Genomic DNA, 22,196 nt, shown 5'->3' on the forward strand with positions numbered 1-22,196 from the left:
ACCGCGGGCGCGCGCCACGGTCCGTCGACGCTCGTGTCGCATCCCGTCCAGCCCCCTGCGCGTTTCCGCACCGCTGTTAGCCTGAGAGCAATCCCCGAGGAGGACCTGTGACCCAGGCCGAGTTCGTCGTCGTCGCCAATCGTCTGCCCGTCGATCGCACCCCCGACGGCGAGGGATGGCGGCGATCCCCGGGAGGGCTGGTCACCGCCCTCGAGCCCGTCATGCGCAGCGCCGAGGGCGCCTGGGTCGGCTGGGCGGGTCAAGCCGACGTCGAGGTCGAGCCCTTCGAGTTCGACGGCACGCTGCTGGTGCCGGTCACCCTGTCGGTCGCCGACGTGCAGCTGTACTACGAGGGCTTCTCCAACGACACGATCTGGCCGCTCTACCACGACGTGATCTCCCCGCCCACGTACAAGCGCGCCTGGTGGGAGGCCTACGTCCGCGTGAACCAGCGCTTCGCCCGGGCCGCTGCCGACGCCACCGCCGAGAACGGCACCGTGTGGGTGCAGGACTACCAGCTGCAGCTCGTACCCAAGATGGTGCGCGAGCTGCGCCCCGACGTCACGATCGGGTACTTCCACCACATCCCCTTCCCCGCGTACGGCCTGTACTCGCAGCTGCCGTGGCGCAAGCAGGTGCTCGAGGGGCTCCTCGGCGCCGACGTCATCGGCTTCCAGCGCGTGGCCGACGCCGGTAACTTCGCCCGTGCCGTGCGGCGTCAGCTGCGCTACGAGACCAAGGCCAGCGGCATCCTGGTGCCCGACGGCGAGGGCGGCACGCGCGTCGCGCTCGCGAAGGCGTTCCCCATCTCGATCGACGCCGAGTCGTATATCGAGCTCGCGCAGCGCCCCGACATCCAGCAGCGCGCCCGCGAGATCCGCGAGGGTCTCGGCAATCCGCGCAAGATCCTGCTCGGTGTCGACCGCCTCGACTACACCAAAGGCATCCGCCACCGCCTCAAGGCGTGGGGCGAAGTGCTCGAAGACGGACGCGCCACGGTCGAAGACGCCACCCTCGTGCAGGTCGCGAGTCCCAGCCGGGAGCGCGTCGACGCCTACATGCAGTTGCGCGACGAGATCGAGATGACCGTCGGGCGCATCAACGGCGACTACGACACGACCACGCACACCGCCATCCGCTACCTGCACCAGTCCTACCCGCGCGAAGAGATGGTGGCGCTGTTCCTCGCCGCCGACGTCATGCTCGTCACGGCGCTGCGCGACGGGATGAACCTCGTGGCCAAGGAGTACGTCGCCAGCCGCATCGACAACCGCGGAGTCCTCGTGCTGAGCGAGTTCGCGGGTGCCGCCGACGAGATGGGCAGTGCGCTGAGGATCAACCCGCACGACATCGACGGGCTCAAGGATGCCGTGATCCGCGCGATCGACATGCCCGCGGCCGAGCAGGGACGACGCATGCGCACTCTGCGCAGGCGCGTGCGCGAGCACGACGTCGAGGCCTGGTCGCGCGGCTTCCTCGAAGCACTCTCGGCCTTCCACGACAAGACCAGCGCGACCGCCGCGGTCGAGGTCGAGGCGGGCACCGAGGGCGAGGACGCCCGATGACCGCGCCCGACGCGGCCATCGAGGCCGTCGCCACCACCGAGACCCTGCTCGTCGCCCTCGACTTCGACGGCACATTGTCGCCTCTCGTCGACGAACCACTCACGGCCCGCATGACCGCGGGTGCGCGCGCGGTGGTCGACGAGCTCGCCGCGCTTCCCCGCACGACCGTGGCCCTCGTCTCGGGCCGGACCCTCGCCGATCTGCGCGTCATCGCGGAGCACGGCGACGACTCGCCCATCTGGTTGGCGGGTTCGCACGGCGCAGAATTCCGGATGCCGGGGGAGCAGACGACGGTCTCGTCCGACGCTCCGGTCGGCACCGCCGACGGGACCCCGGCCGACGCCGCCGATGAGACCGCGCTGCGCGACCGCCTCACGGCCGAGATCTCGCGCGCCGTCGCCGAGATCCCGGGCGTGCGCATCGAACCGAAGCAGTACGGCCTCGGCGTGCACACCCGCACGGCGGACGCCGGGGGAGCCGAGGCCGCGCGCGCGACGGCCGATCGACTGGTGCAGGCGCAGGCGCCGACCTGGCGTCGGCGCACGGGCCACGACATCCTCGAGTACTCCTTCCGTCACGAGGGCAAGGACTCCGCGGTGCGACACCTGCGCGAACGCCTCGGCGCCACCGGCGTGCTGTTCGCCGGAGACGACGTCACCGACGAAGACGCCCTCGCCTCGCTCGAGCCGGGCGACCTCGGGGTGCGCGTGGGCGGGGGAGAGACCGTCGCCGCCCTGACGGTCTCCGACATCGACGGGTTCGTCGAGGTGCTCGAGACGGTGGCGCGGCTGCGCGCCGCGCACACCGGCTGAGAGCGCATCCCGTCAGCGCATATCCGACCGTGACCGGTAATCGAAGGATCGCGCGTCGACGGGCGTGGCAGGGTCGGCACGCGCAATAGACTTCAGCAATGCCCGCACCGCAGAATCCGAACAACGGCGAGTTCGACATCAAGCCCCGCAGTCGCGTCGTCACCGACGGCATCGAAGCCACCACGTCGCGCGGAATGCTCCGCGCGGTCGGCATGGGTGACGAGGACTGGGACAAGCCCCAGATCGGCATCGCGTCGAGCTGGAACGAGATCACGCCCTGCAACCTCAGCCTCGACCGCCTCGCTCAGGGTGCGAAAGAGGGCGTGCACTCCGGCGGCGGATACCCGCTGCAGTTCGGCACCATCTCCGTCTCCGACGGCATCTCGATGGGCCACGAGGGCATGCACTTCTCGCTCGTGTCGCGCGAGGTCATCGCCGACAGCGTCGAGACCGTCATGATGGCCGAGCGCCTCGACGGGTCGGTCCTGCTCGCCGGTTGCGACAAGTCGATCCCGGGAATGCTCATGGCATCCGCCCGTCTCGACCTCTCGAGCGTCTTCCTGTACGCCGGCTCCATCGCCCCCGGCTGGGTCAAGCTCAGCGACGGCACCGAGAAGGACGTCACGATCATCGACTCCTTCGAAGCCGTCGGTGCGTGCCTCGCGGGCAAGATGAGCGAAGCCGACCTCAAGCGCATCGAGTGCGCGATCGCCCCGGGCGAGGGCGCGTGCGGCGGCATGTACACCGCCAACACCATGGCCTCCGTCGCCGAGGCCCTGGGCCTCAGCCTCCCCGGCTCCGCCGCACCGCCGTCGGCCGACCGTCGCCGCGACTACTTCGCCCACCGTTCGGGCGAGGCCGTGGTCAACCTGCTGCGCCAGGGCATCACCACGCGCGACATCCTCACCAAAGAGGCGTTCGAGAACGCCATCGCCCTCGCCATGGCGCTCGGCGGCTCCACCAACGTCGTCCTGCACCTGCTCGCGATCGCCAACGAGGCCGAGGTCGACCTCGACCTGCACGACTTCAACCGCATCGGCGACAAGACGCCGCACGTCGCCGACATGAAGCCGTTCGGTCAGTACGTCATGAACGACGTCGACCGCCACGGCGGCATCCCGGTCATCATGAAGGCCATGCTCGACGAGGGCCTCCTGCACGGCGACGCGCTCACCGTCACGGGCAAGACGCTCGCCGAGAACCTCGCCGACCTCAACCCCGACCCCGTCGACGGCAAGGTCATCCACTCGTTCGACAACCCGATCCACGCCACCGGCGGCATCACGATCCTGCACGGGTCGATGGCGCCCCAGGGTGCGGTCGTGAAGTCGGCCGGCTTCGACGGCAACGTCTTCGAGGGCCCCGCGCGCGTGTTCGAACGCGAGCGCGCCGCCATGGACGCCCTCGAGGCGGGGCAGATCGCCGCCGGCGACGTCGTCGTCATCCGGTACGAGGGCCCCAAGGGCGGCCCCGGTATGCGCGAGATGCTCGCCATCACCGCCGCCATCAAGGGCGCGGGTCTCGGAAAAGATGTACTACTCTTGACGGACGGTCGATTCTCAGGCGGCACAACCGGACTCTGCATCGGCCACATAGCTCCCGAAGCGGTGGACGCAGGTCCTATCGCCTTCGTGCGCGATGGTGATCTGATACGGGTCGATATCGCCGCTCGCACCCTCGACTTGATCGTCGATGAGGCCGAGCTGAGTTCCCGCCGTGAGGGCTGGGAACCGCTCCCCCCGCGCTATACCCGTGGCGTTCTGGCCAAGTACTCCAAGCTCGTGCACTCCGCCGCGGAGGGCGCGGTCACGGGCTGACGGCCGTCCCCTTCTCACCTTCTCTGGTTCTCGAGGTACCACCATGTCCGTCGATTCCACCACGGCCATTCCCCGGCCGCCCGCACGCACCGCACCGGCACCCGTGCTCACGGGTGCGCAGGCGGTCGTCCGATCGCTCGATCTTCTCGGGGTGACCGACGTGTTCGGTCTTCCGGGCGGGGCGATCATGCCCGTCTACGACCCCCTCATGGACGACGAGAACGTCCGCCACATCCTCGTGCGCCACGAGCAGGGCGCCGGCCACGCGGCCGAGGGCTACGCGGCCGCATCGGGTCGCGTCGGCGTGGCGATCGCCACGTCGGGCCCCGGTGCGACCAACCTCGTCACCGCCATCGCCGACGCCTACATGGACTCGGTTCCGCTGGTGTGCATCACCGGTCAGGTGTTCTCGACCCTCATGGGCACCGACGCCTTCCAAGAGGCCGACATCGTCGGCATCACCATGCCGATCACGAAGCACTCCTTCCTGGTCAAGGCCGCCGACGAGATCCCCGGTGCCATCGCCGCGGCCTTCGAGATCGCCTCGACCGGCCGCCCCGGCCCCGTGCTCGTCGACATCACGAAGGACGCGCAGCAGGCCGAGGCGCCCTTCGTCTGGCCGCCCAAGATCGACCTGCCCGGCTACCGCCCGGTGACCAAGGCGCACGGCAAGCAGATCCAGGCCGCCGCGCAGCTGCTGGCCACCGCCAAGAAGCCCGTGCTGTACGTGGGCGGCGGCGCGATCCGTTCGAATGCCTCGGCCGAGCTCAAGGTGCTCGCCGAAGCGACAGGCGCCCCCGTGGTGACGACGCTCATGGCGCGCGGCGCGTTCCCCGACTCGCACGACCAGCACCTCGGCATGCCGGGCATGCACGGCACGGTGCCCGCCGTGCTCGCGCTGCAAGAGAGCGACCTCATCGTCTCGCTCGGCGCGCGCTTCGACGACCGCGTCACGGGCAAGGCGGCGCTGTTCGCCCCCCACGCCCAGGTGGTGCACGTCGACATCGACCCCGCCGAGATCTCGAAGATCCGATTCGCCGACGTGCCGATCGTGGGCGACCTGCGCGAGGTTCTCATCGACCTCGAGGCCGCCTTCCGCGCCGCAGACGCCGAGCAGCCGCACGACTACACCGAGTGGTGGACGTACCTGAACGGACTCCGCGAGGAGTTCCCGCTCGGATACGCCAAGACCACCGACGGTCTGCTGTCGCCGCAGCAGGTGATCCAGCGCATCGGTGAGATGACCGGACCCGAGGGCGTGTACGCCTCGGGCGTCGGACAGCACCAGATGTGGGCCGCGCAGTTCATCAAGTACGAGCGTCCCAACGCGTGGCTCAACTCCGGCGGTGCCGGCACGATGGGCTACGCCGTTCCCGCGGCCATGGGCGCCAAGGTGGCCCAGCCCGAGCGCGCGGTGTGGGCGATCGACGGCGACGGATGCTTCCAGATGACCAACCAGGAGCTCGCGACCTGCGTCATCAACGACATCCCGATCAAGGTCGCGATCATCAACAACTCCTCGCTCGGCATGGTGCGCCAGTGGCAGACGTTGTTCTTCGACGGACGCCACTCCAACACCGACCTCAACACCGGGCACGGCACGCGCCGCATCCCCGACTTCGTGAAGCTGGCCGAGGCGTACGGCTGCCTCGGCATCCGGGTCGAGAGCGAAGACGAGATCGACGCCGCCATCCAGCTCGCGCTCGACACGAACGACCGCCCCGTGGTGATCGACTTCGTCGTGAGTGCCGATGCCATGGTGTGGCCGATGGTGCCGCAGGGCGTCAGCAACAGCTACGTCCAGTACGCCCGCGACCACTCGCCCACGTTCAGCGAGCAGGAGGACTGACATGTCGAGGCACGTGCTGAGCCTCCTGGTGGAGGACAAACCGGGTCTGCTGACCCGCGTCGCCGGGCTCTTCGCCCGTCGCGGCTTCAACATCGAATCCCTCGCCGTGGGCGTGACCGAGGTGCCGGGCCTGTCCCGCATCACCGTCGTCGTCGACGTCGAGGGGCTGCCGCTCGAGCAGGTGACGAAGCAGCTGAACAAGCTGATCAACGTCATCAAGATCGTCGAGCTCGACCCCGCGGCATCCGTGCAGCGCGAGCACGTGCTCGTGAAGGTGCGCGCCGACAACTCGACGCGGGCCAACGTGCTCGAGGTCGTGAACCTCTTCCGCGCCTCGGTCGTCGACTACGCGTCCGACGCCATCGTGATCGAGATCACCGGCGACAAGGGCAAGGTCGAAGCGTTCTTGAAGGCCATCGAGCCCTTCGGCGTGAAGGAGCTCGCGCAATCGGGGCTGCTCGCGGTCGGTCGCGGCGGCAAGAGCATCACCGAGCGCGTCCTGCGCGGCTGAGCTTTTTCACTTCCATTCACCAGCGGCCCCGGAGCGGGCCACGATTCAAGGAGAAACATCCTCATGGCAGAGATCTTCTACGACGACGACGCCGACCTCGCGATCATCCAGGGCAAGAAGGTCGCCATCGTCGGCTACGGCTCGCAGGGCCACGCGCACGCGCAGAACCTCCGCGACTCGGGCGTCGAGGTCACCATCGCCCTCAAGGACGGCTCCAAGTCGGCCGCCAAGGCGCAGGAAGACGGCTTCGAGGTCAAGAACGTCGCCGACGCGGCCGAGTGGGCCGACCTCATCATGATCCTGGCGCCCGATCAGCACCAGCGCTCGATCTTCGCGGACTCCATCAAGGACAAGCTGACCGCGGGCAAGACCCTCGCCTTCGCGCACGGCTTCAACATCCGCTTCGGCTACATCGACGCCCCCGAGGGCGTCGACGTCATCCTCGTCGCCCCCAAGGCCCCCGGCCACACCGTGCGTCGCGAGTACGTCGCGGGTCGCGGTATCCCCGACATCATCGCCGTCGAGAGCGACGCCTCGGGCTCGGCCTGGGACACCGCCCTCTCGTACGCGAAGGCCATCGGCGGCACGCGTGCCGGCGTCATCAAGACCACCTTCACCGAAGAGACCGAGACCGACCTGTTCGGCGAGCAGGCCGTGCTCTGCGGTGGCATGAGCCACCTCGTGCAGGCGGGCTTCGAGACCCTCGTCGAGGCCGGCTACCAGCCGCAGATCGCGTACTTCGAGGTGCTGCACGAGCTCAAGCTCATCGTCGACCTCATGTGGGAGGGCGGCATCGCCAAGCAGCGCTGGTCGATCTCCGACACCGCCGAGTACGGTGACTACGTCTCGGGCCCCCGCGTCATCTCGTCCGACGTGAAGAAGAGCATGCAGGGTGTGCTGGCCGACATCCAGTCGGGCGCGTTCGCCGAGCGCTTCATCGCCGACCAGGACAACGGCGCCCCCGAGTTCCTCGAGCTCCGCGAGAAGGAGCAGGGTCACCCGATCGAGGCCACCGGCAAGGAGCTGCGCGGTCTGTTCGCGTGGAAGCAGCAGGACAGCGACTACGTCGAGGGCTCGGCCGCGCGCTGAGTCTGGCCACTCGAACGCCCCGGAACCTTGCGGTTCCGGGGCGTTCGGTGTTTCCCGAGGGGGCGACGGTCATCGGATGCCGCGTGCTCGGCCGTCGCACGAGTTCCCCGTCCGGCGGGGCGCGAGCGGCGGGCGGGGGAGCGACGCTACCGTGGACGCGTGAGTACTCCGCGCGATGACGACGCCCTCTCGTGGGGCGGTGACGACGATCCGACGCTCGACGTCGGAGACAAGCGTGCCGCCGAGCATCCGAGCGGTACCGGGCCCGACCCGCTCGTCCCCGAGCCGCGGCCCGAACCTCTCGTGCCCGAGCCGGTCCACCGTCCCGAGGCGGACGCGCCCGCCGCTGACGCCCCCGTGCACGAGACCGCCGCGGACGCGCCGGTCGAACCGGCTCCCGACGACACCGCGGCCGCGCGGAGCGCGGCGCCGCTCGGCAACGCGGGTCTCGTCGGCATCGGCATGGTGGCCGCGACCTTCCTGCTCTTCGCCGTCGGCTGGTTGCTCGCCGGTCGGCAGCTGCAGGGACTCGGGATCCCGATCCCCGAGGTCACCGTCGTCGCGATGACGATCGGCGCCACTCTCGCCCCGATCGTGTGGTTCGTCGCCGTGCTCGTGCTGACGCGCGGGTGGCGCACCTGGCAGCGGTTCCTGCTGCTGATCCTGGGCATCGTCCTGCTCGTTCCCTGGCCCTTCCTGTCGATGGGATCCCTCGCATGAGCGCGCCCGCCCGCCCGCGTCACCTGCCTACCGGCCTCGTCGTGACCATCGCCGGTCTGTTCGGCCTCTTCTACGCCTACGTCGTGTGGAGCGCGGTCGCGCTGCTGATCCTCCAGGCCACCGGCCCCCTCGGGTTGAACGGCCTCGGATGGGTCGTCTACATCCTCCCCATCGTGTTCCCCCTGCTCGCGTTCGGCGCCGCCTTCGCGATCGGCCAGCGGCGCAAGGCGGGGGAGTTCGCCATCGTCCTCCTCGCGGGTCTGACGCTGTCGGCCGCGTTCTGGTTGGCCATCGTCGGGTACGGGACGACCTCGTACGGGCTCTACGGCGGGTGAGCTGAGCCGCTGACGTCACCGCGCGATTCGCGGCGTCCGCTGTCGGCGCCCGGTTCCCGGCATCCGGAACTCTCCGTCACACGGTCGGGGGCGTCCTCGGCTCCGCGCTAGGCTGGCAGACGGCCCGCACGCTTCGCGCTTCCGGTTCGCGCCGGACAGGCACAGGGGTGCGCGCCGGTCCCCACGCACCGTTTCGAAGGACGCATCCGTGACGAAGCCCGTCGTGCTCATCGCCGAAGAACTCTCTCCCGCCACGATCGACGCGCTCGGCCCCGACTTCGACGTGCGCAACGTCGATGGGACCGACCGCCCCGCGCTGCTCTCGGCTCTCGCCGATGCGCACGCGGTGCTCGTGCGCTCGGCCACCAAGATCGACGCCGAGGCCCTGGCCGCGGCGCCCTCGCTGAAGGTCGTCGCCCGCGCCGGTGTCGGTCTCGACAACGTCGACATCAAGTCGGCCACCGCGGCCGGCGTCATGGTGGTCAACGCGCCGACGTCGAACATCATCTCGGCCGCCGAACTCACCGTCGGCCACGTGCTGAGCCTCGCGCGCCACATCCCGGCGGCGCACGCCTCGCTCGCGCAGGGCCTGTGGAAGCGCAGCTCGTTCACCGGCACCGAGCTGTTCGAGAAGACCATCGGCATCATCGGTCTGGGTCGCATCGGCGCCCTGATCGCCGCCCGCCTGCAGGGCTTCGACATGCGGGTCATCGCCTACGACCCCTACGTCACCGCCACCCGCGCCCAGCAGCTGGGTGTGCAGTTGGTCTCGCTCGACGAACTGCTCGAGCAGAGCGATTTCGTCACCATCCACATGCCGAAGACGCCCGAGACGACCGGCATGATCGGCGCCGAGCAGCTCCGTCGCATGAAGAAGTCCGCCTTCGTCATCAACGTCGCCCGCGGTGGCCTCATCGACGAGAACGCGCTGTACGAGGCCCTCACCACGGGCGAGATCGCCGGTGCCGGACTCGACGTGTTCTCGACCGAACCCCCCGCAGAAGACGGGCCGGCGCGTCGCCTGCTCGACCTGCCGAACGTCGTCGTCACCCCGCACCTCGGTGCGAGCACCGACGAGGCGCAAGAGAAGGCCGGCGTCTCGGTCGCCCGCTCGGTGAAGCTCGCCCTCGAGGGCGACCTGGTCCCGGATGCCGTGAACGTCGCCGGTGGAGCGATCGACCCGTTCGTGCGCCCCGGCATCGCGCTCGTCGAGATGCTCGGTCAGTTCTTCAGCGGACTCGCCGACAGCGCGCTGACCAGCCTCGACATCGAGGTACGTGGCGAGCTGGCGCAGTACGACGTGAGCGTGTACCGCCTCGCCGCCCTCAAGGGGATCTTCAGCCAGATCGTCAGCGAGACCGTCTCGTACGTCAACGCCCCGCTCTTCGCCGAGCAGCGCGGCGTCGAGGCGCGACTGGTCGTCGAGGCCGAGAGCCCGCTGTACCGCAACATCACCATCCTGCGGGGAACGCTGTCCGACGGCTCGACGCTGACCGTGGCGGGTACCCTCGCCGGCACCCGCATGGTGCCCAAGGTCGTCTCGATCAACGGCTACGACATCGAGGTGCCGATCGAGCAGCACCACCTCGTCATGCGGTACGCCGACCGCCCCGGCATCGTCGCGATCTACGGCCAGAAGCTGGGCGAAGCGGGCATCAACATCGCCGGGCTCCAGGTCGCGCGGCCCGACGCCACTGGACGCGCCCTCTCGGTGCTCACCGTCGACTCGCCCGTTCCCGACGACATCCTCAGCGCCATGCGCGAGGCCGTGAACGCCGACCTGTTCCGCCAGATCGAGATCGTCGAGGGCTGAGACCCGCACGGCATCGGGGGAGGGGGTCGCGGGTGCGGCCCCCTTCGTCGTGTGTCCGGCCCCCACGGCATCCGTGCTCAGAGGGTGCAGGACGGGGCGCCGGGCGGTCATGTCACGCGGTCTTGGGATGTACCTCACTCGAAGAAGGAAACCGCGTCGTCGGGATGAACGCCTCGGGGCTGCGGGCGAAGAGAGAGGTGATTTTTTTGCCTCAGGTTCCGATAGCCCTCCTCTCTGCCCAGTGATTTCGGGCTTCTCAGACTGTCCCCCGAACGGCGGACAAGCGATGTGGTGAGAACGTTCCGGCATGAAAAGTCTCAGTTCCCACACCCTCGACACCGGCATCGCCCCGGAACCGTCCATCTCGCAACGCGTAAGACGGTCGCGGGGTCTCAGATCTGTGGCCGTCGTGGGAGCAATTCTGATGAGCACGCTTGCTCCCACGGCGTCGGCCCATGCGCAGTGGGGAGCTCCTCCCCCTCAGCAGTACTGCTCTTCATCAGTAGGGTGTTACATCAACCCCTCGACGGGTCGCCCGGTTTACACGACTGTTGGTCCGGACCTGTCTGCGAGAGAACGAGCTCTCCTTGGTCAATGTCAATTGCGGCTCGCGGGGAGCGGCTTCGCCGCCGCTGGAGGCATACTGGGGCGCAACTGGCTCGCCATTCTCGGCGCGGCCTCCAACGGCGGAGCCGCGCTGATTGGTCCCTGCAAAGATTTGTGGAATTCGACGTCTCGTTTCAGGAGGGGATGAGAATGAGGAGCTTGATCATGCTCAACGCGATGCTCATCGCGATCGGGGTCGCGTTCATCGCTGTCGGGGTTCTCACCATTCGGGCCGACGCAGTCGTCGGTTATCTCGGAGCAGCCGGTGGTGTCCTGCTTGTCTCAGGTGGCGTCGTAGCACTGGTGAAGACTCGAAAGTCATCGCCGAAGCCATGAGCGGCATCCGGACGGCGTGCGATGAGGACGCGTATCCGCCCTAGAGACGTCTTAGGTGGTCGCCGAGACGACGGCCTCGATCAGCTTGTCGAGGTCGGCGCACTCGAGCGCGGGGCCGGGGACGGCGTTGAGGTCGAGTACGGCGTTGAAGTACAGCCCGTCGCTTACCAGCAGCACCATCTGCAGGGCGGTCTCGTCGCGCGTGTGCGCGCGCAGGCTCTCTTCCCACAGCTCCCGCACGCGGCGGAGAGACGCGGATGCCGTGTCGTTGCCGTTCTGCGCCAGTCTCGACACCGCGAGGATCGTGACGTCCAGTGCCGAGCCGGTGTTCTGCGAGGAGCGCAGATGCGCGGCGACGACGCCCTCGGTGGAGTTCTCGATCTCGGCGACGTCTTCGCGGGCGAGGTGCTCGAGGCGCTCGACCAGGGCGGCCTCGAGGGCGCTCTTGGAGTTGAAGTGGTAGAGCAGGCCGCCTTTCGACACCCCCGCGGCGCGGGCCGTCGCATCCATGGTCGCCGCGCGTTCACCGTCATCGACCAGGATGCGGGTGAACGCATCGAGGACGGCGTCGCGGGCGAGTGGGGGGCGGCTCATGGCTCCTCGATCGTACTGGCGGATGGGGCTGACACTCTGTTACTATACCGGCTGGACGGTTTAGAAACGGAATCCGAAAATGCTCACCTCGTCGTTGCCCACCCATGAGATCACCGTGACCCGCGCGGGGTGGCGGGGATGGTTCGCGCTGGCGGTGCTCATGCTGCCCGTGCTGCTCGTCTCGGTCGACAACACGGTGCTGAGCTTCGCGCTGCCCGAGATCTCGCTGGCGCTGCAGCCGTCGAGCATCGAGCAGCTGTGGATCATCGACGTCTACCCGCTCGTGCTGGCCGGGCTGCTCGTCACCATGGGCACCCTCGGCGACCGCTTCGGTCGCCGCCGCATGCTTCTCATCGGGGCCATCGGCTTCGCCGCCGTGTCCGCTCTGTCGGCGTTCGCGCCCACCGCGGCCCTGCTGATCACCGGTCGCGCCCTCATGGGCGTCTTCGGTGCCATGCTCATGCCGTCGACGCTGTCGCTGCTGCGCACCATCTTCCGCGACCGCGACCAGCGTCGCATCGCCATCGCCGTGTGGGCCTCGGGCTTCTCGGCCGGTGCCGCTCTCGGCCCGATCGTCGGCGGCTTCCTGCTCGAGCACTTCTCGTGGGGCTCGGTGTTCCTCATGGCCGTGCCCGTGCTGGTGCCGCTGCTGATCCTCGCCCCCTTCTTCGTCCCCGAGAGCCGCGATCCCGCCCCGGGTCGTTTCGACCCCCTCAGCGTGGTGCTCTCCCTCGCCACCATGGTGCCGATCGTCTACGGCATCAAGAAGCTGGCCGTCGAGGGACCGATCTCGCTCGCACCCGTGCTCTTCGTCGTGGGCGTCGCCTTCGGCTGGCTCTTCGTCCGTCGTCAGCGTCGCCTCCCCTCGCCCATGCTCGACATGACCCTGTTCCGCCAGGGCACCTTCTCGGGCGCCATCCTCGTCAACCTGCTCAGCGTGGTCGGCCTGGTCGGCTTCCTCTACTTCGTGGCTCAGCACCTTCAGCTGGTGGTCGGGCTGTCGCCGATGGTCGCGGGCTTCGCCCTGCTCCCCGGACTCGTGTTGATGATCATCTCGGGTCTGGCCGTCGTGGCCGTGGCGAAACGTTTCTCGCCCCGCATCGTCGTGCCCGTCGCGCTGTCGTTCTCGGTGGTGGCGTACGTGATGGTCGCGATCTCCACGGCCGACCTCGCCCTGCTGATCATCGCCTTCGCGCTGCTGGGCATCGGCATCGGCGCCGCCGAGACCGTGTCGAACGAGCTCATCCTCTCCAGCGCGCCGTCCGCGAAGGCGGGCGCGGCCAGCGCGGTCTCCGAGACCGCGTACGAGGTGGGCGCCGTGCTCGGCACGGCGGTGCTCGGTGGCATCCTCGCCGCGTTCTATCGGGCGCGGCTCGTGCTGCCGGCGGGGCTGCCCGAAGAAGCAGCGCACGCCGCGCGAGAGACTCTGGCCGGAGCAGTGGCGGTGTCGAACACGCTCTCCGACCCCTCTCTCGCCGAGTCGCTGCGTCTCGCGGCGGCGCACGCCTTCGACTCGGGTGTCGTGATCACCGCGCTCATCGGTGCGGGGCTGATCGTCGTCGCCGCCGTGATCGCTGCCACTACCCTGGGAGGATCCCGCAGCACGTCGAAGAAGTGACGTGCCCCGAGCTCTGAGGAGAGCGATGTCGCGTGTCGTGAAGCTGGCCGTCATTCCCGGTGATGGCATCGGTCCCGAGGTGGTCGCCGAGGCCGTCAAGGTTCTCGACGCCGTCACCGCCGCATCCGACGTCACGTTCGAGAAGACCCCGTTCTCGCTCGGCGCGGGTCGCTACCTCGACACCGGCGACACGCTCACCGACGACGACCTCGCCGCCATCGCCGCACACGACGCGATCCTGCTCGGCGCGGTCGGGGGAGTACCCGGCGACCCGCGCCTGAAGAACGCGAACATCGAACGCGGGCTGCTGCTGAAGCTGCGTTTCGCGCTCGACCACTACGTCAACCTGCGTCCGTCGAAGCTGTACCCCGGAGCTTCCGGCCCGCTCGCCGACCCGGGCGAGATCGATTTCGTCGTCGTGCGCGAGGGCACCGAGGGGCCCTACGTGGGCAACGGCGGCTCCATCCGACAGGGCACCCCGCACGAGATCGCGAACGAGACCTCGGTCAACACGGCCTTCGGTATCGAGCGCGTCGTCCGCTACGCCTTCGCCCTCGCCGAACGTCGCCGCCAGACGCTCACCCTCGTGCACAAGACCAACGTGCTCGTGCACGCGGGCGGCATGTGGAAGCGCATCGTCGACGCGGTGGCATCCGAGTTCCCGGGGGTCGCCGTAGACTACCTGCACGTCGACGCGGCAACCATCTTCCTGGTCACGAACCCGGGCCGCTTCGACGTGATCGTCACCGACAACCTCTTCGGAGACATCCTGACCGACCTGGCCGGCGCCGTCACCGGTGGCATCGGCCTCGCCGCATCGGGCAACATCAACCCCGACGGCGCGTTCCCCTCGATGTTCGAGCCCGTCCACGGATCGGCGCCCGACATCGCGGGCACCCAGAAGGCCGATCCCACGGCCGCGATCCTCTCCGTCGCCCTGCTGCTCGACCACCTCGGGCTCACCGACGAATCCGCCCGCATCACCCGCGCGGTCGAGAGCGACATCGCGAGCCGCACCGGCGCCCGCACCACCGCCCAGATCGGCGACGCCATCGCCGCCGGCGTCCAGGCGTAACCTGGACCGATCGGCCCGCATCGCCTCCGCGCAATCGACAGATTTTGGATCACTGATGACGACCATCGACACCGACCCCGACACCGGACTCGACCCGCTCGAGTTCTCGGTCACCCGTAACCTCGCGGCCAAGAACGCGGCCGATCGCGACGCGATCCTGGCCGCTCCCGGCTTCGGGCAGAGCTTCACCGACCACATGGTCGACATCTGCTGGTCGGTCCGCGGCGGCTGGCACCGCCCGCGCGTCTCGCCGTACGGCCCGATCTCGCTCGACCCGGCCGCGGCCGTCCTGCACTACGGCCAAGAGATCTTCGAGGGCATCAAGGCGTACCGCCACGCCGACGGATCGGTGCACACGTTCCGTCCCGACCAGAACGGCCGCCGTCTGCAGCGCTCCGCGCGGCGCCTGGCGCTGCCCGAGCTGCCCGTGCCCTACTTCCTGCAGTCGCTGCGCGAGCTCATCGCCGTCGACGGCGCCTGGGTGCCCTCCGGCGAAGACCAGAGCCTGTACCTGCGCCCGTTCATGTTCGCGAAAGAGGCGTTCCTGGGCGTGCGTCCCGCGCACAAGGTCGCCTACTACCTCATCGCGAGCCCGGCCGGCGCCTACTTCAAGGGCGGCGTGAAACCGGTCTCGATCTGGCTGAGCGAGGACTACTCGCGCGCCGGCAAGGGCGGCACGGGAGCGGCGAAGACCGGCGGCAACTACGCCGCGAGCCTGCTGCCGCAGTCCGAGGCCTACGAGAACGAGTGCGACCAGGTCGTCTTCCTCGACCAGGACCGCAACGTCGAAGAACTCGGCGGCATGAACGTGGTGTTCGTCTACAAAGACGGCACGATCGTCACCCCGCAGTCCGACTCGATCCTCGAGGGCATCACGCGCGACTCGCTGCTGCAGCTGGCCCGTGACCGCGGTCACCACGTCGTGGGGCGCAACGTCTCGCTCGACGAATGGCGCCAGGGTGTGGCATCCGGAGACATCGTCGAGGTGTTCGCCTGCGGCACCGCCGCCGTCGTCACCCCGATCGGTCTGCTCAAGGGTCGCGACTTCATCGACGAGCAGCCCACGGGCACCCTGGCTCTCGAGCTGCGCCAGGAGCTCACCGACATCCAGTACGGTCGCGCCGAAGACAAGCACGGCTGGCTCTACCGCCTCGACGCCTGAATCGTGGCGACGGACGGAGGGACTCCCGGGCGACCGGGGGTCGCTCCGTTTTGCATCGAGGGCGGCCTCACCCGCGCCCGATGACCACGGTCCTTCCCGAGACACTATGCGCCGCGGCGTGTGTCGCGAGGATCGGCGTTCATCGCGGGGGAGCGGTCTGCGCGGGCCTGGCCCGTCGTTGCACAGGTGCAGGGCGGGCCGGAGACAAGGCGTGCGCCTGGGGCCGGGCCGCTCGTCGGGCCGGCGCCCGGACGGCCGAGATGGGCGTGTCGGAGCCCGCCGATAGGCTGGAGCGGTGAAGATCGCTCGATTCAGCTACCAGGAGTCCATCCGCTACGGCATCGTCGACGACGGTGAACTCGTGGTGCTCGCCGGCGACCCGATGTTCGCCGGGTTCGAGACGACGGGGGAGCGCGTTCCGCTGGGCGAGGTCGCCCTGCTCGCGCCGGTCATCCCGCGCTCGAAGGTCGTCTGCATCGGCAAGAATTACCACGATCACGCGGCCGAGATGGGCGGCGAAGCCCCCGCTGAGCCCCTGATGTTCCTCAAGCCGAACACCTCGGTCATCGGTACGGGCGACGTGATCGTGCGCCCCACGAGCCTGACCTCGCACACCGACTACGAGGGCGAGCTCGCCGTCGTCATCGGCCGCATCGCCAAGAACGTCCCCGCCGAGCGGGCGAGCGAGTACATCTTCGGTTACACCGTCGCCAATGACGTCACGGCGCGCGACCTGCAGCGTTCCGACGGGCAGTGGTCGCGGGCGAAGGGCTTCGACACGTTCTGCCCCGTCGGCCCCGTCATCGAGACCGACCTCGATCTCGACGCCGCCGCGATCACCACGCGCGTCAACGGCGAGGTGCGTCAGCAGGGGCCGGTCTCCGACATGATCCACGGCATCGGTGCACTCGTCGCGTACGCCTCGGCGGTGTTCACCCTGCTCCCGGGAGACCTGATCCTCACCGGCACCCCGGCGGGCGTCGGTCCCTTCGACGCCGGCGACACGATCGAGATCGAGGTCAGCGGCATCGGGGTGCTGCGCAACACCGCGCGCGATGCCTGACCTCGCCGCGCCGGCGGGTATCGACCTCGCCGCCGCTCAGCGCCGCACGGTGCGGGTGCTGGCGGCGGGACAGGTGCTCACCGGCGTGGCGTTCGGCGCGACGCTGTCGCTCGGCGCTCTTCTGGCCGCCGATCTCTCGGGGCAAGAGGCGCTGTCGGGCTTCGCCACGGCGGCGGTCACGCTCGGTGCGGCGTTGACGGCGATCCCGCTCGCGCGCCTGGCGGGGCGCCGCGGTCGGCGGGTCGCCCTCACCACGGGGAACGTCGCGGCCCTGATCGGAATCGTCGTCGTCATTGCGGCGGCGGGTCTTCGGCTCTTCCCCCTGCTGCTCGTGGGGATCGCGCTCATCGGTGCCGGCAACGCCGCGACGCTGCAGTCGCGCTTCGCCGCCACCGACCTCTCGAGCACCGCCCGCCGCGGCCGCGACCTGGCGACGGTGGTGTGGGCGACCACCGTCGGCGGGGTCGTGGGGCCCCTGCTCCTCGCGCCGGGGGAGCTGATCGGGGCGAGCGTCGGCATGCCGCGCCTGACCGGCGCCTACCTGTTCTCGTTCGCCGCCCAGGTCTGCGCGTTCGCGCTGTACGTGCTGGTCCTGCGCCCCGACCCGCTGCTGCTCGCTCAACGTCTCGACCGCGAGAAGACGGCATCCGCCTCCGCGCCCGCTCCGCAGGCCGACCGCCCCGGCCTCGCCCGCTTCGCCATGCTGGCCGTCGCCGCCTCGCACGTGACCATGGCGTCGGTGATGGCGATGACGCCGGTGCATCTGTCGCACATCGTGGCTCCGGATGCCGTGACCCTCGCCGTCGGTGTCACGATCGCCGCGCACGTGTTCGGCATGTACGGGCTGTCGCCGGTGTTCGGCGCCCTCGCCGATCGGTTCGGCCGCATCCGCGTCATCGTGCTCGGGCAGGTGCTGCTGGCGGCTTCGCTCGCCGTCGCCGCCACGATGCCGGATTCGCAGGCGGGGGTGTTGGTCGCGCTCGTGCTGCTGGGGCTGGGCTGGAGCGCGGCAACGGTGTCGGGCGCGGCGCTGCTCACCGAGGCGACCCCGCTCGCGCTCCGTCCGCGCCGCCAGGGGCGCAGTGACACCCTCATGACGGCGTGCGCGGCGGTGGGATCGGTGCTCGCCGGCCTGATCCTCGGGGCGGTGGGCTACGACGGCCTGGCGCTCTGGGCTCTGGTCCCGGTGTCGGCGGTCTGCCTGAGCGCGGCCCTGCTGCGCCGAACCCGAACCCCCGCGTGAGTCGCCGGAATCCGTCGCCTCGGAGAGCCCCGTAGCGACGATCCTTGGCGACTCACGCGCGACCCGCGGGAGCGCCGGGGCGCGGTCAGATCGCGTAGACCAGGCCGTCGAACGGGGACAGGTCGGAGGCATTGCGCACGCCGAGGGCGTGCAGGGCGCGGTCGACGTCGAGCTCGTCGTTGAACACGTGGAACGCCACCCGGGCGCGGCCCGCGCGTCCCGACGCCGTGATGCCGTGGGCGGTGAGCTGGGCGAGGGCCTCGCCCGTGGCGTCCGGCCACGTCACGATCGCCGAGGGGCGGGCGGGGTGAGCCAGGCCGAGACCGTCGCGGAAGCGCGCCGCGAGGCCGGTGGCGTGGGCGTAGATGGCGGTGATGTCGGCGTCGGCGAAGAGAGCGAGAGCGGGGGCTGCACCGACGAACGCCTGCCAGGCGGGTGACACGTCGAAGCGTCGGGCGTCGGACGCCAGCGTGCCGCCGGTGCCGTAGCACGACGACCACGGGTCGTCGCCCGAGTACCAGCCGGCCTGCACCGGACGGATCTCGCGCGCGAAGTCGGGATCGATCGTGAGGAATGCCACCCCGCGGGGGCAGCACAGCCACTTGTAGGTGTGGCACACCGTCGCGTCGAACATCGTCGCGTCGATCGGAAGCCACCCCGCGGCCTGAGTGAGGTCGCAGAGGGTGCGGGCGCCCGCTCGCGCCGCGGCGGCGGCGATGCCGGCGGCATCCGCCACCTCGCCCGTCGCCGACTGCACCAGCGAGAACGCCACGAGCCACGTGTCGGGCGAGACCGCGTCGGCGAGCTCGTGCAGGGGAGCGGTGCGCAAGCGAATGCCGCGGCCCGCGTGGACGAAGGGCGCCACGAGCGACGAGAAGTCGCCCTCGGCGCAGAGCACCTCGGCACCGTCGGGCACCGACGCGGCGATGAGCGAGACCAGCACCGAGGTCTGCGAGCCGATGGCCACGTCGCCGACGGGCGCGCACACCAAGCGGGCGAACGACGATCGGGCCTGCTCGACGGCCAGCGACGCCGCGACGACGTCGGGACGACCGGATGCCGCGGACTCGAGGTCGGCGCGGACGGCGGCGACCGTCGCTCGCGGCGGGAGGCCGAGGGTGCAGGCGGCGAGGTAGTCGCGGCCACCGGCGAAGTGCGAGGTGAGGCTGCTCATGTGTTCCAGGTTCCCGCCGAACGGGTTATTGCACCAGGGCAGGTGTTGCATGAGAAGCATCAAGAATGCTTATGTATGGGGATGAGCGAGACAGACGACGTCCTCGATGCGAACGCCCTCCGCGTCGTCAAGGCGATCGCCGACACGGGGTCGATCACCGCCGCCGCCCGCGCGCTCGGCTACAGCCAGCCCGCCGTGAGCCAGCAGCTGCGCCGGCTCGAGCGGCGCGCCGGGTTGCCGATCGTCGAGCGGGTCGGACGCGGCATCCGGCTCACCGAGGCCGGCCTGGTGCTCGCGCGGCACGCAGCGACCGTCACCACCGCGCTCGACGCGGCCGCCGGCGATCTCGCCGAGCTGCGGGGGCTTCGCGCGGGGCGAGTGCGCATCGCGGCGTTCCCCTCTGCCTCGTCGACGGTCGTGCCGCGCGTGATCGCCGCGGTCACCGCCCGGCGTCCGGGAGTCTCGATCAGCTTCATCGAGGCCGAGCCGCCCGAAGCCATCTCCGCCGTGCGCGAGAACCGCGCCGACATCGCCCTCATCTACAGCTACCCGGGTGATCGGCGCGAACACCTGGAGTCCGCGGCATCCGGACTCTCGGCGCGGGTGATCGGCGACGACGACACCGTCGTGGTCGTGCCCATCGGGCACCCCGCCGCCGCCCACGACCCGATCGATCTGTCGCGGCTCGCGGGGGAGCGCTGGATCGCGGGCTGCCCGCAGTGCCGCGGACACCTGCTCGAGGCCTGCGGGCGGGCCGGATTCACGCCGGACATCGCGTTCGAGACCGACAACTTCATCGCGGTCGAAGCCCTCGTCGCCCAGGGGGTCGGCATGGCGATCCTGCCGCGCATGGCCGTGGTGTCATTGCCCCTGCTCGCCGGAATCGCCGCTCCCCGTCTGCCCGCCGCCGAGGCGCGCACCCTGCACGTGGTCACCGCGCGGGGAGCGGAGCACGTTCCCGCCGTGGGGGCGGCTCTCGAGGTGATGACCGACGTGCTCGCCGATCACCTCCGTCTCTCGGGAACCGGCACCGCCCGCCGGTAGGATCGAGGCGATGTCTGCCACGCCTGATCCCCGCACCACGACCGCCTCCGGCGCCGACGTTCGCGTCCGCTTCTGCCCGTCTCCGACGGGTCTGCCGCACGTAGGTCTCATCCGCACCGTCCTGTTCAACTGGGCCTACGCCCGGCACAACGGCGGCAAACTCGTCTTCCGCATCGAAGACACCGACGCCGCGCGCGACAGCGAAGAGAGCTACCAGCAGCTGCTCGAGGCGCTGCGGTGGATGAACATCGACTGGGACGAGGGCGTCGAGGTGGGCGGCCCGCACGCGCCGTACCGGCAGTCCCAGCGTCACGACATCTACCGCGAGGTGCTCGACAAGCTCATCGCGGCCGGGGCCGTGTACGAGAGCTACTCCACCGCCGACGAGATCGACGCGCGCAACGCGGCCAACGGTCGGGCGAAGCAGCTCGGCTACGACAACTACGATCGCGACCTCACCGACGAGCAGAAGGCCGCCTTCCGCGCCGAGGGGCGCGAGCCCGCCTGGCGCGTGCGCGTGCCCGACGAAGACCTCACCTACCTCGACCTCATTCGCGGAGAGGTCACGTTCCCGGCCGGATCGTTCCCCGACTTCGTGGTCGTCCGCGCCGGCGGCATCCCGCTGTACACGTTCGTGAACCCCGTCGACGACGCCCTCATGGGCATCACCCACGTCATCCGCGGCGAAGACCTCATGCCCTCCACCGCTCGCCAGCTCGCGCTCTACCGCGCGCTGCTCGACGCCGGCGTCACCGACTACGTTCCGCGCTTCGGACACATGCCGCTCGTGCTGGGCGAGACCGGCAACAAGAAGCTCTCCAAGCGCGACCCGCAGGCCGACCTGTTCCTGCAGCGCGAGAAGGGATTCATCCACGAGGGTCTGCTCAACTACCTGTCGCTGCTCGGATGGTCGCTCGCGAGCGACCGCGACGTGTTCTCGCTCGACGAGATGATCGCCGCGTTCGACATCGCCGACGTCAACCCCAACCCGGCGCGCTTCGACCAGAAGAAGGCCGAGGCGATCAACGGCGACCACATCCGCCTGCTGGATGCCGATGACTTCGCGTCGCGGATCGTCCCCTACCTCGCGGGTGCGGGTCTCATCGCGGAGCAGCCGAGCGAGGAGCACCGCGCGATCATCGCGTCGGCAGCTCCCCTCGTGCAGGAGCGCGTGCAGCTGCTGGGCGAGGTGCCGGGGATGCTCGGCTTCTTGTTCGTCCCCGACGTGGAGTACGCCGAGGACGCCCTGAAGGGCCTTCCGGCCAACGCGGGCGAGGTGCTGGTCGCCTCGGTCGCCGCCCTCGAGCTCGTGCCCGAGTCCGCCTTCACCACCGAGGCCGTGCAGGCGGCGTTGTCGAGCGCTCTGGTCGACGAGCTGGGGCTCAAGCCCCGCGTCGCCTACGGCCCCCCGCGCGTCGCCCTCACGGGCCGCCGGGTGTCGCCGCCGCTGTTCGAGTCGATGGAACTGCTCGGCAAGGCCGACACCCTCCGCCGCCTCGGCGCCCTGGTGCAGCACCTGGGCTGAGCGGAGCGGCCCGCGCGACGCGCGCGGGCCGGCCCCGTTTTGGCACTCGGGCCGACGTCGCGTAAGCTTGTCCCTCGGCACGAGTTACGGCTCACCGCCTTGGGGTATGGTGTAATTGGCAACACGGCGGTTTCTGGTTCCGTTGTTCTTGGTTCGAGTCCAGGTACCCCAGCAAGACGAAAAGCCCCGGTCATCGCGTATGTTGCGAGAAGCCGGGGCTTTTGCTTTCTTCCCGCCCCGACGTG

General features: G+C 69.7%; 19 protein-coding genes and 1 tRNA gene. 18 read left to right on the forward strand and 2 right to left on the reverse strand.

Going from position 1 to position 22,196, the window contains the following annotated elements:
• Positions 1-107 precede the first annotated feature (107 nt).
• The 10 genes from BJP65_RS15880 to BJP65_RS16710 all read left to right on the forward strand — a co-directional run bounded on the left by BJP65_RS15880 (position 108) and on the right by BJP65_RS16710 (position 11,453).
• Positions 108-1,565: a trehalose-6-phosphate synthase gene (locus tag BJP65_RS15880; RefSeq protein ID WP_070409746.1), complete on the forward strand. Its 1,458-nt coding sequence runs from the start codon at positions 108-110 to the stop codon at positions 1,563-1,565.
• Positions 1,562-2,377 (forward strand): trehalose-phosphatase, encoded by an 816-nt coding sequence (gene otsB / locus BJP65_RS15885; RefSeq protein ID WP_070409747.1) that lies wholly within the window; start codon positions 1,562-1,564, stop codon positions 2,375-2,377. Before BJP65_RS15880 ends, otsB begins: the two co-directional genes overlap by 4 nt.
• A 98-nt stretch (positions 2,378-2,475) precedes the next feature.
• Positions 2,476-4,194 carry a dihydroxy-acid dehydratase gene (ilvD, locus tag BJP65_RS15890; RefSeq protein WP_070409748.1) on the forward strand — a complete coding sequence of 573 codons (1,719 nt, stop codon included), beginning with the start codon at positions 2,476-2,478 and terminating at the stop codon, positions 4,192-4,194.
• 43 nt (positions 4,195-4,237) lie between these two features.
• On the forward strand, positions 4,238-6,043 hold the full coding sequence (locus BJP65_RS15895; protein WP_055836442.1) for an acetolactate synthase large subunit: 1,806 nt from the start codon (positions 4,238-4,240) through the stop codon (positions 6,041-6,043).
• Between the two features lies 1 nt (position 6,044).
• The gene (gene ilvN, locus BJP65_RS15900) at positions 6,045-6,554 is read left to right on the forward strand and encodes an acetolactate synthase small subunit (RefSeq protein WP_055836445.1); all 510 of its coding nucleotides are present in this window, start codon (positions 6,045-6,047) and stop codon (positions 6,552-6,554) included.
• A 63-nt stretch (positions 6,555-6,617) separates the two neighbouring features.
• Positions 6,618-7,643, forward strand: coding sequence for a ketol-acid reductoisomerase (gene ilvC, locus BJP65_RS15905; RefSeq protein ID WP_055836447.1), 1,026 nt, complete (start codon positions 6,618-6,620; stop codon positions 7,641-7,643).
• Between the two features lie 159 nt (positions 7,644-7,802).
• Positions 7,803-8,363: a hypothetical protein gene (locus BJP65_RS15910; RefSeq protein WP_055939753.1), complete on the forward strand. Its 561-nt coding sequence runs from the start codon at positions 7,803-7,805 to the stop codon at positions 8,361-8,363.
• Complete coding sequence (locus BJP65_RS15915; protein ID WP_070409749.1) at positions 8,360-8,698, forward strand: bacitracin resistance protein; 339 nt, start codon at positions 8,360-8,362, stop codon at positions 8,696-8,698. The genes BJP65_RS15910 and BJP65_RS15915 overlap by 4 nt, the downstream gene beginning before the upstream one ends.
• A gap of 208 nt (positions 8,699-8,906) precedes the next feature.
• Positions 8,907-10,511, forward strand: a complete 1,605-nt coding sequence (gene serA, locus BJP65_RS15920; protein WP_070409750.1) for a phosphoglycerate dehydrogenase — start codon at positions 8,907-8,909, stop codon at positions 10,509-10,511.
• 720 nt (positions 10,512-11,231) lie between these two features.
• A complete protein-coding gene (locus tag BJP65_RS16710) occupies positions 11,232-11,453 on the forward strand; it encodes a hypothetical protein (protein ID WP_156784919.1) in 222 nt (73 codons plus the stop codon).
• Positions 11,454-11,504: 51 nt separating this feature from the next.
• On the opposite strand, the gene BJP65_RS15925 is transcribed toward BJP65_RS16710, so the two are convergent.
• A complete protein-coding gene (locus BJP65_RS15925; RefSeq protein WP_070409751.1) occupies positions 11,505-12,047 on the reverse strand; it encodes a TetR/AcrR family transcriptional regulator in 543 nt (180 codons plus the stop codon).
• A gap of 79 nt (positions 12,048-12,126) precedes the next feature.
• On the opposite strand from BJP65_RS15925, the gene BJP65_RS15930 reads away from it, so the two are divergent.
• From BJP65_RS15930 to BJP65_RS15950, 5 genes are all read left to right on the forward strand, one after another.
• Positions 12,127-13,665 (forward strand): MFS transporter, encoded by a 1,539-nt coding sequence (locus BJP65_RS15930; protein ID WP_070409752.1) that lies wholly within the window; start codon positions 12,127-12,129, stop codon positions 13,663-13,665.
• Positions 13,666-13,690: 25 nt separating this feature from the next.
• The gene (locus tag BJP65_RS15935; RefSeq protein ID WP_070409753.1) at positions 13,691-14,740 is read left to right on the forward strand and encodes a 3-isopropylmalate dehydrogenase; all 1,050 of its coding nucleotides are present in this window, start codon (positions 13,691-13,693) and stop codon (positions 14,738-14,740) included.
• A gap of 55 nt (positions 14,741-14,795) precedes the next feature.
• On the forward strand, positions 14,796-15,902 hold the full coding sequence (locus BJP65_RS15940) for a branched-chain amino acid aminotransferase (protein WP_055836469.1): 1,107 nt from the start codon (positions 14,796-14,798) through the stop codon (positions 15,900-15,902).
• A 295-nt stretch (positions 15,903-16,197) separates the two neighbouring features.
• Positions 16,198-16,965 (forward strand): fumarylacetoacetate hydrolase family protein, encoded by a 768-nt coding sequence (locus tag BJP65_RS15945; RefSeq protein WP_055836472.1) that lies wholly within the window; start codon positions 16,198-16,200, stop codon positions 16,963-16,965.
• Complete coding sequence (locus tag BJP65_RS15950; protein WP_070409754.1) at positions 16,958-18,208, forward strand: MFS transporter; 1,251 nt, start codon at positions 16,958-16,960, stop codon at positions 18,206-18,208. Before BJP65_RS15945 ends, BJP65_RS15950 begins: the two co-directional genes overlap by 8 nt.
• An 85-nt stretch (positions 18,209-18,293) precedes the next feature.
• On the opposite strand, the gene BJP65_RS15955 is transcribed toward BJP65_RS15950, so the two are convergent.
• Positions 18,294-19,382 (reverse strand): aminotransferase class V-fold PLP-dependent enzyme, encoded by a 1,089-nt coding sequence (locus BJP65_RS15955; protein ID WP_070409755.1) that lies wholly within the window; start codon positions 19,380-19,382, stop codon positions 18,294-18,296.
• Positions 19,383-19,463: 81 nt separating this feature from the next.
• Here BJP65_RS15955 and BJP65_RS15960 point away from each other — a divergent pair, with 81 nt between their 5' ends.
• The 3 genes from BJP65_RS15960 to BJP65_RS15970 all read left to right on the forward strand — a co-directional run bounded on the left by BJP65_RS15960 (position 19,464) and on the right by BJP65_RS15970 (position 22,123).
• On the forward strand, positions 19,464-20,426 hold the full coding sequence (locus BJP65_RS15960) for a LysR family transcriptional regulator (protein ID WP_070409756.1): 963 nt from the start codon (positions 19,464-19,466) through the stop codon (positions 20,424-20,426).
• A gap of 10 nt (positions 20,427-20,436) precedes the next feature.
• Positions 20,437-21,951 (forward strand): glutamate--tRNA ligase, encoded by a 1,515-nt coding sequence (gene gltX, locus BJP65_RS15965; protein WP_070409757.1) that lies wholly within the window; start codon positions 20,437-20,439, stop codon positions 21,949-21,951.
• A 100-nt stretch (positions 21,952-22,051) separates the two neighbouring features.
• Positions 22,052-22,123, forward strand: a tRNA-Gln gene (locus BJP65_RS15970).
• Positions 22,124-22,196 lie beyond the last annotated feature (73 nt).

The sequence above is a fragment of the Microbacterium sp. BH-3-3-3 genome, from assembly GCF_001792815.1.
Lineage (GTDB): Bacteria > Actinomycetota > Actinomycetes > Actinomycetales > Microbacteriaceae > Microbacterium.

Coding starts and splice junctions, on each gene's coding strand:
- otsB (WP_070409747.1), top strand. CDS start 1,562: ATGACCGCGCCCGACGCGGCCATCGAGGCCGTCGCCACCACCGAGACC.
- ilvD (WP_070409748.1), top strand. CDS start 2,476: ATGCCCGCACCGCAGAATCCGAACAACGGCGAGTTCGACATCAAGCCC.
- BJP65_RS15895 (WP_055836442.1), top strand. CDS start 4,238: ATGTCCGTCGATTCCACCACGGCCATTCCCCGGCCGCCCGCACGCACC.
- ilvN (WP_055836445.1), top strand. CDS start 6,045: ATGTCGAGGCACGTGCTGAGCCTCCTGGTGGAGGACAAACCGGGTCTG.
- ilvC (WP_055836447.1), top strand. CDS start 6,618: ATGGCAGAGATCTTCTACGACGACGACGCCGACCTCGCGATCATCCAG.
- BJP65_RS15915 (WP_070409749.1), top strand. CDS start 8,360: ATGAGCGCGCCCGCCCGCCCGCGTCACCTGCCTACCGGCCTCGTCGTG.
- BJP65_RS15925 (WP_070409751.1), bottom strand. CDS start 12,047: ATGAGCCGCCCCCCACTCGCCCGCGACGCCGTCCTCGATGCGTTCACC.
- BJP65_RS15930 (WP_070409752.1), top strand. CDS start 12,127: ATGCTCACCTCGTCGTTGCCCACCCATGAGATCACCGTGACCCGCGCG.
- BJP65_RS15935 (WP_070409753.1), top strand. CDS start 13,691: ATGTCGCGTGTCGTGAAGCTGGCCGTCATTCCCGGTGATGGCATCGGT.
- BJP65_RS15940 (WP_055836469.1), top strand. CDS start 14,796: ATGACGACCATCGACACCGACCCCGACACCGGACTCGACCCGCTCGAG.
- BJP65_RS15950 (WP_070409754.1), top strand. CDS start 16,958: ATGCCTGACCTCGCCGCGCCGGCGGGTATCGACCTCGCCGCCGCTCAG.
- BJP65_RS15955 (WP_070409755.1), bottom strand. CDS start 19,382: ATGAGCAGCCTCACCTCGCACTTCGCCGGTGGCCGCGACTACCTCGCC.
- BJP65_RS15960 (WP_070409756.1), top strand. CDS start 19,464: ATGAGCGAGACAGACGACGTCCTCGATGCGAACGCCCTCCGCGTCGTC.
- gltX (WP_070409757.1), top strand. CDS start 20,437: ATGTCTGCCACGCCTGATCCCCGCACCACGACCGCCTCCGGCGCCGAC.